Here is an 8,899-nt window from a genome sequence, read left to right as displayed (position 1 = left end):
GGGTATATCGAATATCCGGGACGTAGTCGCTTTCCCGCGAACTGTAAAAAACGCTGATTTCTAATATTGATTACAAGATTTATGAAAGTAGCAATTAAAAGTAGGAGGAATGGGCTTGAAGCTCTTAGTAACAACCGCTGCCAAAAAGTTTATTTTAGAAAACGGAATGAAGGCAATGGCTAAGAATGAAGGATGGCCCGCCGTAAAGCTGGGTGAACCTAAAGAAGAAGAATTAAAGGATTATCAAGCCATTGATTTAGGGGAAGGAATCACCCTCTATACCCATATTAGCTTATTGAGCCTGGACGATTTTCATAATTTCCGAATTGACTATGGTTGGAAACTGGGCGGTAAAGGATTAAAGATCAAATATCGTTGGATTAAAAATTAAAGGTCTCTTCTTTTCCCACCATGTATACAATGTTTTTGATTGGAAGAGGCAGGAAATTTAAAACTAAAATAGAACACTAATTGATTCCTAGATTTTTAGACGAATTTTCGTTAGGTTAGGAATAATATTGATTTACGCTATTTAGAATAGATAGTAAAGGAGGAAGTTTTATGCCAAATAAAGAAATGCTTCTCATACCTGGTCCTACACCGGTAGTGGATGAGATATACGAAGCGTTAGCCCAAGAAACCTATGCACATACAGACCCTCGCTTAGTAAAGAAGTTTAAGAATAGCCTCGAAATGACCAAAAAAATGTTCAACACCGATGGCGAAGTTTTTTTGGTGTCCGGTTCCGGAACTTTATCCATGGAAATGGCTATTGTTAACACCGTTGCTCCTGGGGAGAAGCTTTTAGTAGTTAGCCACGGTTATTTTGGTGATCGCTTTATTCCTTTAGCTCAAGCCCATGGAATACAGGTAGAAGTACTCCAGGCAGAATGGGGAAAACACATAGATGTAGGTGCGGTAGAGCAAAAACTGGCCGAAGGTGGCTTTAAAGCTGTAACCATTACCCATGTGGACACCTCGACTGGGGTTATGTCTGATTTGGAGAAATTAGTTCCTGTAGTAAAGAAAGCAGGGGCCTTATTCATCTTGGACGGTGTATGCGCCTCGGCGGCTGTTGAGGAGGATATGGGAAAAGAGTATGGACATCCCGACTATAAAATTGACCTGGTCCTAACCGGCTCCCAAAAAGCCATCGGTGTCCCCCCTGGACTGGCTATAGTCGCTTTTGGTCCCAAAGCCCTGCAAGCAAGGGAGGCCATGGATCGTGTAGCAGCTTATTATATGGATATTCTGCGGTGGCTGCCTACCATGCGTGATCCGGGCAAATACTACGCTACCCATCCGGTCAATATGATCTACGCCTATGAAAAAGGGATGGAAATCGTTATGGCTGAAGGGCTGGAAAATCGCTATAAACGTCATAAGGCATTAGGAAAAGCTGTCCGGGCCGGACTTGCCGAATATGGTATGAAAGCCCTGGCGCCGGAAGAAGTGGCAGCACCTACCTTGACCTGCTTCCTTTATCCTGAGGGAGTTAACGATGGGGAATTTCGTGCCAAGCTGGCGGCAAAAGGCATGGTGGTTGCCGGTTCACTAGCCGCCCTTGCCGGAAAAGCCTTCCGAATCGGTCATATGGGTAATGTTACTGAAGCAATGTTTGTTAAAGCCATGGAGTTAGTAGGCGAAACCCTCAATGAAATGGGAATTCAAGCCGATTCGGCAAAAGCCGTGCTAAAGTTTAAGGCCGTTTATGCCGAAGGCTTAAAATAAGGAAATTATCCAGGGAATTGATTAAGTGGTTCGATATGAAAGTATCGACCACTTTTTTTTGGATAAAATTTGCCTGCTCAGCCACACTAAGGGTTAAAGGAAACTTACTTCAGGTGGAGTCTGCCTCCAACTGAAGTTTAGTTGACTTATCCAGGGACTTAGTGCCACTTAACTCACCCTCACCGCTAAAGTCGTTATATGTAGTTTGCGGTTCGGCAAAAGCATCACTGGATACTTTTGTACTTAAGAAATGGGAGTCATAGTGGCACTTAGTCATCGGGTAAATCTAGATGTGAGGTGAGCATGATGATCACAAAAAAGAGAGCGTGGGTAGGGGTAATCACTCTGGGAATTGCCCTAATCCTTGCCGGTGTGGCCTATGGAGCTTTGGGTGATCGCACCTTAAGTCAGGGCTCCCGTGGCCCGGAAGTAAGCGAACTGCAAAGAAAATTAGCATCCTTGGGCTACGTGGTAGGAAAAGTCGATGGTATTTATGGCTCGAAGACCAAGGCGGCCGTTTCCCGTTTCCAAAAGGAGCGGGGAATGAAAGTGGATGGGATTGCCGGACCTCAGACCATCAAGGAACTAAAGCTAATGACCGGGGGCAGCACCAATGCCTCGGGAAAATCCGTAGGACCGAAAAATGTGGACGTCAACCTTCTGGCCCGCTGTGTTAGTGCCGAGGCCCGGGGGGAGCCTTATGTAGGCCAGGTTGCCGTTGCCGCGGTAATTCTTAATCGTATCAAAGATCCCGCCTTTCCTAACACGGTGGCCGATATTATCTATCAACCCTTGGCTTTTTCCAGTGTAGCTGATGGACAGATTAATAAGGCACCGACTTCTTCAGCCGTAAAGGCTGCCCAAGAGGCTGTATCCGGTGTGGATCCTACCGGTGGAGCACTTTTCTTCTTTAATCCTGCTAAGACCAAGAACAAATTCATTTGGTCGCGGCCGCAAATTATGCAAATAGGTAATCATATATTCACTCGTTAGGAGGGGATTGCATGAACAGAAATTTTTGGCTTGGAATTTTAGGAACAGCTTTAGTCCTCTCTCTAGCTTGGGGATTTACCGAGTATCGACAGGGGTCACAATTGGAGACAGCTACGACAAACCAATACCAGCGTTCCTTAAGAGATTTTGCCAGTCACCTGGACCAACTGGAAACTGATCTTGCCAAAGGCCGGGTTGCCGCTACTTCAAGTCAAAAGGTTCTTTATTTGAGCCAGGCCGGGGCTATCAGTGAATCCGCCATTAAGGATTTGGCCCAGCTTCCGGCAGAGGAAAATGGCTTAAGTTATATTGGTGAGTTTTTAAATAGCACCGGAGACTTCACTAGAAGCTTAGCCTATCGGGTCTCGGTGGGCCATACCCCCACTGCCGAAGAGGATAAAACCCTCACTGATGTTCATGAGCGTCTTTTGACGGTCAATCAAAAGGTGCAAGATTTAGTACAAAGAGTTGATACCGAGGGGCTTGCTTGGGTAGATAATCGGTCTCTTTGGAATCGGATGGTGGGCTTTTGGAGTCCGGCAACTGCCGAGGCTGCAGCGGAATCAGCTGATGGACCGGCCGGTTCGGTGCGCTCCGGCCTAGACCAACTAAATGCCAGCTTGCAAAAACTCCCGCCCTTTTCCTATGTAGGGGAATTCGAATCGCGCGTGGTAAAGGAACCTTTGGGACTTCCTAAGAATGAAGTGGATAAGGATACGGCCTTAAAAGCTGCCAAGGATTTCTTGAGCAAGGTGGGGCACGCAGGGGCCAATCCGGATTTTTCCGGAGTTAGTCAAGGTGCTTTAGGGGTGTATATTTTTAAGCAGGGAGACCTCTTTATGACCGTGAGCAAACGGGGCGGCAAAGTCCTTATCTATCGGGATCAACGGGAGCTGAATGAGCGAACTTTAAGTCCCGAACAGGTTAAGGAGAAAGTGGCACAGACCCTTAAAGCCATGGACTGGAATCTTGTTCTGACCTCAACGGAAGACTTCGGCGGATATTTGCAACTTGAATACGTTCTCGATGAGAATGGTGTTCGCTATTACTCCGATAAAGTACGCATTACCGTCGCATTAGATAATGGACAGATTACCGGCTTTGATTCCACCCCTTACTATGCCTATCATCAAAAACGCAATTTTACGAAAAAGTTGACTCTGGAGCAAGCCAAGACCAAGCTAAGAAGCGGGTTCCAAATCAAAGAAACCCGGATGGCGGTGATCCCGGTGTTGGGGAATCGGGAGGTTATGGGTTATGAGTTCCGCGGTCAATATCAGGGTGAGGAATATTTAGTCTACATCAATGCCGAATCCGGCATAGAGGAAAAAATTCAGCGGATTATAAAAACTCCTCGGGGGGAATACCTGCAATAGGTAAATTTAAGATACCCTGATTTAGGGTATACTAAGGGTGGTAATGATTGATCATTACCACCCTATCATGATTAATGGAATGTATAATTCCAGCACCGCAGTATGACAACGACTAATAGCCCAGCATGATAATGGGTAAATCGGCCGGCACGATAAAGACTAAAATGGCTGTCATCCTGAGCATATGCGAAGGATCTTTTCATTAATTTTCGCTAACACAGATCGTTCCGATTGAGATATAATAGTACATACACTACGCCGAGAAAGGAGATTCGCGTGTCCAAAGATGTATTGATTAAGGTCAGCAGTGCCCAGACTTATGAGGAAGGTACCGATGACAGTATGGAATTTACCACCGTCGGCACCATACATAAGCATGGGGGAACCTATTATATTATTTACAAAGATACGGAAATCAGCGGGATGGAGGGTGTAACTACCAGCCTCAAGGTAGAGCCTGCTAAAGTAACTCTTAACCGCATGGGATCTGTGGATCATAAGCAAGTTTTTGAGCGGGGTATTCTTCACGGGTCAACCTATGTTACACTCCATGGGTCTTTGTTTTTTGAAGTGTACACTGAGGATATGGAGATTTGCTTGACAGAGCAAGGCGGACATATTACGCTAAAATATAATCTTTTTTCTAACGATCACTTAGTCAGTCATAATACATTGCGGATCAATATAAAGGAGGACGCTCCTCGATGAGTTTGTACATTACTATCAAAGAAACTATTTATGCAAATTTAGCAAAAGCTGCAGAAGAGGCTAAGCAAGCCGGGGAACTCGCCTATGAAAGTCTCCCTAATTACGTTTTGGAAGAACCACGGGAAAAGCAACATGGGGATTGGGCAACAAATCTAGCGATGGTCTTGACGAAACAGGCCCGGAAGTCTCCTCGGGATATTGCCGGTATCCTCATCAAGCACCTTGATAAGTCCGGAACCTTCATCACAGACTGTGAAATCGCCGGTCCCGGATTTATTAATTTTCGTTTAGATCCCAACTGGCTGACGGGTGTGATTCCGGAGGTTCTCAGAGAAGGTTCAGACTATGGAAGGGTTAGTTTGGGTCAAGGTAAGAAGGTCCAGGTGGAATTTGTCAGTGCTAACCCCACGGGACTCCTTCACATGGGCAATGCCCGGGGTGCGGCCTTAGGGGACAGTTTAGCATCCCTTCTAGCGATGGCCGGCTATGAAGTAAGCCGCGAATTCTACATTAACGATGCCGGTAACCAAATCCAGAATTTTGCCCTGTCTCTGGAAGCTCGATACCTACAATTGCATGGTCAGGATGTTCCTTTTCCCGAGGGTGGCTATCATGGTGAAGACCTGGTGGACACGGTGAAAGGTTTAATTGAAAAGGTCGGCGATAAATATCTTAATGTGGAACCGAATCTCCGTCAGGAATTCCTTGTTCGTTATGCCTTAGAGGAGAAGCTCGCCAGCATTCGTGAAACACTTAGTGATATGGGTGTGAATTATGATGTTTGGTTTAGTGAGCAGTCCTTGCATGACTCCGGTTTTGTCAAGGATACTATGGAAAAACTGGAGCAGAAAGGTTATATCTACGAAAAAGAAGGGGCCCAATGGCTAAAATCCACCCTGTTCGGTGATGAAAAGGATGAGGTTGTGATTCGCAGCAACGGAACTCCCACCTATTTTGCAGCCGATATCGCTTATCACCGCAACAAATTTGATCGGGGTTTTGATCGAGTTATCAATATCTGGGGTGCTGACCATCATGGCCATGTGGCCCGGATGAAAGGGGCAATGTCTGCCTTAGGCTATGATCCGGAGAACCTTCAGATTATCCTGATGCAGTTGGTGCGTTTGATCCAGGATGGGGAAATCGTCCGCATGTCTAAACGTTCCGGGAGATATATTACTTTGCGGGAATTAATGGACGAAGTAGGAAAGGATGCAGCCCGCTTCTTCTTTGTCATGCGGGACCCGGATTCCACTGTGGAATTTGATCTCGACTTAGCCAAAGCCGAATCATCCGATAATCCGGTATATTATGTGCAATATGCTCATGCCCGCCTTTGCAGTATTTTACGCCAAGCTGCTGAATTAGGGTATAGCGCTGTCGGTATCCCACAGGAAGCCGGGTTACTGAATCTAGCGAGTAACGAAGAACGTGAGCTTTTAAAAAAGCTTGCCGAGCTGCCCAATGAGATTGAAGTGGCTGCACGTCTGATGGAGCCCCATCGTTTGGCCCGCTATGTCCTGGATCTGGCAGGATTATTTCATTCTTTCTACAACAGCCAAAGGGTACTGGTGGACGACGAAGGGCTAAGAGAAGCCCGTTTAGGCTTGGTACGCTCCACAAAACAAGTTTTGGCTAATGTCCTGGGGATCCTGGGGGTCACTGCCCCTGAACGGATGTAAGGATAGGAAACAAATTATTGATGTTGGGCCCCGGAATAATGCAGGAAATAATTAGGGGTGGGTCGAATATACTGTCTAAATATTCAGTGCTAATAAGAAGGGCGGTGCTATATTGACCCATTCCTTAACCCAGAAGATCAAACTCTCTGATGAGGACATGGTGTTTGAAGTCCTAGCTTCCCAAGGGCGGCCCATGTATTATCATGATTTGATTATGGAGGTATTGAGAAGACAAGAACGTCCCCAAGATCCGGCAGCCATCTCCGGGATATTGACCCAGATTAATCTGGATGCCCGGTTTGCCTATGTGGGCAATGGAGAATGGGGACTTAAAGTTTGGGTGCCCAGTAAGGGATCACGGAAACTGCCAACCATCACTTTATTAAATAAAGAGTTGGCCTACGACGATGAAAACCACGATCTCGATATGGAGGAAAAAGAAGACCTTTTCGATGAGGCGGAGGAAGATGGCGGGGAAGAAGTGGATGTCGAAGGGGGTTCCTTCACCAATGAAGAAACCTGGTAAGAACCTTAAAAAGAAGACAGCAAAATAAGGTGAAATAAAACGAATTGCCTTGACAGTTAATCGGAATCTGGCTAGAATAAATATAAATGGTAAAAATAAAGCTAGTGCGTCTTGCGGACTAGCTTTTTTTATGTGTTTACATGCGGCTTTTATAGTGATTATTCATCATTTTATCACTGTGCGGAAGAAAAGAAATTGGTCGAGAAAGGATAGGAGAAAATGACGAAATTTATTTTTGTCACAGGTGGTGTTGTATCCTCTTTAGGAAAGGGGATTACAGCCTCGGCATTGGGATGTTTGCTCAAAAATCGGGGACTTAAAGTAGCCATACAAAAATTTGATCCTTATATTAACATTGACCCGGGAACCATGAGTCCTTATCAACATGGCGAAGTTTTTGTTACCGATGATGGTGCGGAAACGGATTTAGACCTGGGACATTATGAGCGTTTTATCGATGTCCCCGTGTCTAAGAACAGCAACGTAACCACCGGGAAAATCTATTGGTCCGTTCTTAACAAGGAAAGAAGAGGGGACTACTTAGGTGGAACGGTTCAGGTTATTCCCCACATCACCAATGAAATTAAGGAACGAATTTATCGTGTGGCCCGGGAAACCCATCCCGATATTGTGATCACGGAAATTGGGGGAACTGTCGGCGATATTGAGTCCTTACCGTTCCTTGAAGCCATTCGCCAGATGCGCAGCGATCTCGGCCGGGAAAACGTACTTTATCTCCATGTAACACTTATTCCCTATTTGAATGCCTCAGGGGAGCTTAAGACAAAGCCTACTCAGCACTCTGTTAAGGAGCTGAGGGGAATTGGGATTCAGCCCAATATTTTAGTCTGCCGCACAGAGCATGCCATTTCTAATGACATGAAAGAAAAGCTGGCCTTATTCTGTGATATTGATAGAGAGGCTATTATTCAGATGGTGGATGCTAAGAGCATTTATCAAGTTCCCTTAAATATCTTAGAGGAGGGCATGGATGATATTGTCCTGAAAATTCTCGGTATTGAAGCTCCCCCGGCGGATATGACGGAATGGAAGGCGATGGTTGAACGGATTAATAATCCTTTGGGTGAAACAGAAATTGCTATTGTTGGTAAATATGTAGAACTACCCGATGCTTACCTAAGTGTGGCAGAGGCTTTGCGCCACGCGGGGATTGAACACCTGGCAAGGGTCAAAATTCGCTGGGTTAATTCCGAAGAGATTGAAGAAACCTCGGCTGAGCAACTCCTTAAAGGAGTGAGCGGAGTCCTGGTTCCCGGTGGCTTTGGTAATCGTGGTATCGAAGGTAAGATTGAAGCTATTCGTTATGCCCGGGAAAACAAAGTTCCTTTCCTAGGAATCTGTCTGGGGATGCAAACTGCTATTATTGAGTTTGCCCGGAATGTCTGTGGTCTGCAGAATGCTAACAGCTCCGAATTCGATGCTGATACTCAATATCCGGTGATAGACCTTTTACCGGAGCAAAAGGAAATCGAAGATAAAGGCGGTACTATGCGCTTAGGTATTTCTCCCATAAAACTTATTGAGAATACTAAGGTCGGCGATCTTTACCAGGATGAAGTGATCTATGAGCGTCATCGCCATCGCTATGAGTTTAATAACCAATTCCGTACCGAACTTGAGAATGCCGGATTAAAATTCTCCGGGACTTCTCCCGATGGACGCTTAGTGGAAATTATAGAATATCCGGAACACCCTTGGTTTGTGGCTTCTCAATTCCATCCGGAATTCAAATCCCGCCCCAATCGTCCTCATCCTCTCTTTAGAGAGTTTGTTAAGGCTACATTGATGAAATAATCCGGTGAATTATTCCATGGCGGTTACGCCATGGAATAATTTTAGGCACCTGTCATCCTGAGCATATA

Annotated in this window: 9 protein-coding genes; 8 read left to right on the top strand and 1 reads right to left on the bottom strand. The window is 45.6% G+C overall.

Annotated features, from left to right (window positions below):
* Positions 1-109 precede the first annotated feature (109 nt).
* Positions 110-391, top strand: coding sequence for a hypothetical protein (locus tag AC1U9U_RS05710; RefSeq protein ID WP_479959591.1), 282 nt, complete (start codon positions 110-112; stop codon positions 389-391).
* Positions 392-561: 170 nt separating this feature from the next.
* Positions 562-1,731 (top strand): pyridoxal-phosphate-dependent aminotransferase family protein, encoded by a 1,170-nt coding sequence (locus AC1U9U_RS05705; protein ID WP_479959590.1) that lies wholly within the window; start codon positions 562-564, stop codon positions 1,729-1,731.
* 109 nt (positions 1,732-1,840) lie between these two features.
* On the opposite strand, the gene AC1U9U_RS05700 is transcribed toward AC1U9U_RS05705, so the two are convergent.
* Positions 1,841-2,008, bottom strand: coding sequence for a hypothetical protein (locus AC1U9U_RS05700; RefSeq protein ID WP_479959589.1), 168 nt, complete (start codon positions 2,006-2,008; stop codon positions 1,841-1,843).
* 29 nt (positions 2,009-2,037) lie between these two features.
* Between AC1U9U_RS05700 and sleB the strand changes: the two genes are divergently transcribed.
* The 6 genes from sleB to AC1U9U_RS05670 all read left to right on the top strand — a co-directional run bounded on the left by sleB (position 2,038) and on the right by AC1U9U_RS05670 (position 8,831).
* Positions 2,038-2,724: a spore cortex-lytic enzyme gene (sleB, locus tag AC1U9U_RS05695; protein ID WP_479959588.1), complete on the top strand. Its 687-nt coding sequence runs from the start codon at positions 2,038-2,040 to the stop codon at positions 2,722-2,724.
* A gap of 11 nt (positions 2,725-2,735) precedes the next feature.
* A complete protein-coding gene (locus AC1U9U_RS05690) occupies positions 2,736-4,100 on the top strand; it encodes a PepSY1/2 domain-containing protein (RefSeq protein ID WP_479959587.1) in 1,365 nt (454 codons plus the stop codon).
* A 276-nt stretch (positions 4,101-4,376) separates the two neighbouring features.
* The gene (locus AC1U9U_RS05685; protein WP_479959586.1) at positions 4,377-4,808 is read left to right on the top strand and encodes a YwiB family protein; all 432 of its coding nucleotides are present in this window, start codon (positions 4,377-4,379) and stop codon (positions 4,806-4,808) included.
* Complete coding sequence (gene argS, locus AC1U9U_RS05680; protein ID WP_479959585.1) at positions 4,805-6,490, top strand: arginine--tRNA ligase; 1,686 nt, start codon at positions 4,805-4,807, stop codon at positions 6,488-6,490. Before AC1U9U_RS05685 ends, argS begins: the two co-directional genes overlap by 4 nt.
* Before the next feature lie 112 nt (positions 6,491-6,602).
* Positions 6,603-7,016, top strand: a complete 414-nt coding sequence (gene rpoE, locus AC1U9U_RS05675; protein WP_479959584.1) for a DNA-directed RNA polymerase subunit delta — start codon at positions 6,603-6,605, stop codon at positions 7,014-7,016.
* A 219-nt stretch (positions 7,017-7,235) separates the two neighbouring features.
* Positions 7,236-8,831: a CTP synthase gene (locus AC1U9U_RS05670; protein ID WP_479959583.1), complete on the top strand. Its 1,596-nt coding sequence runs from the start codon at positions 7,236-7,238 to the stop codon at positions 8,829-8,831.
* Positions 8,832-8,899: the final 68 nt, after the last annotated feature.

It is taken from the genome of Desulfitobacterium sp. (genome assembly GCF_982384815.1).
The sequence above is the reverse complement of the archived record's forward strand: the minus strand, read 5'-3'. Positions and strand labels throughout refer to the sequence as shown.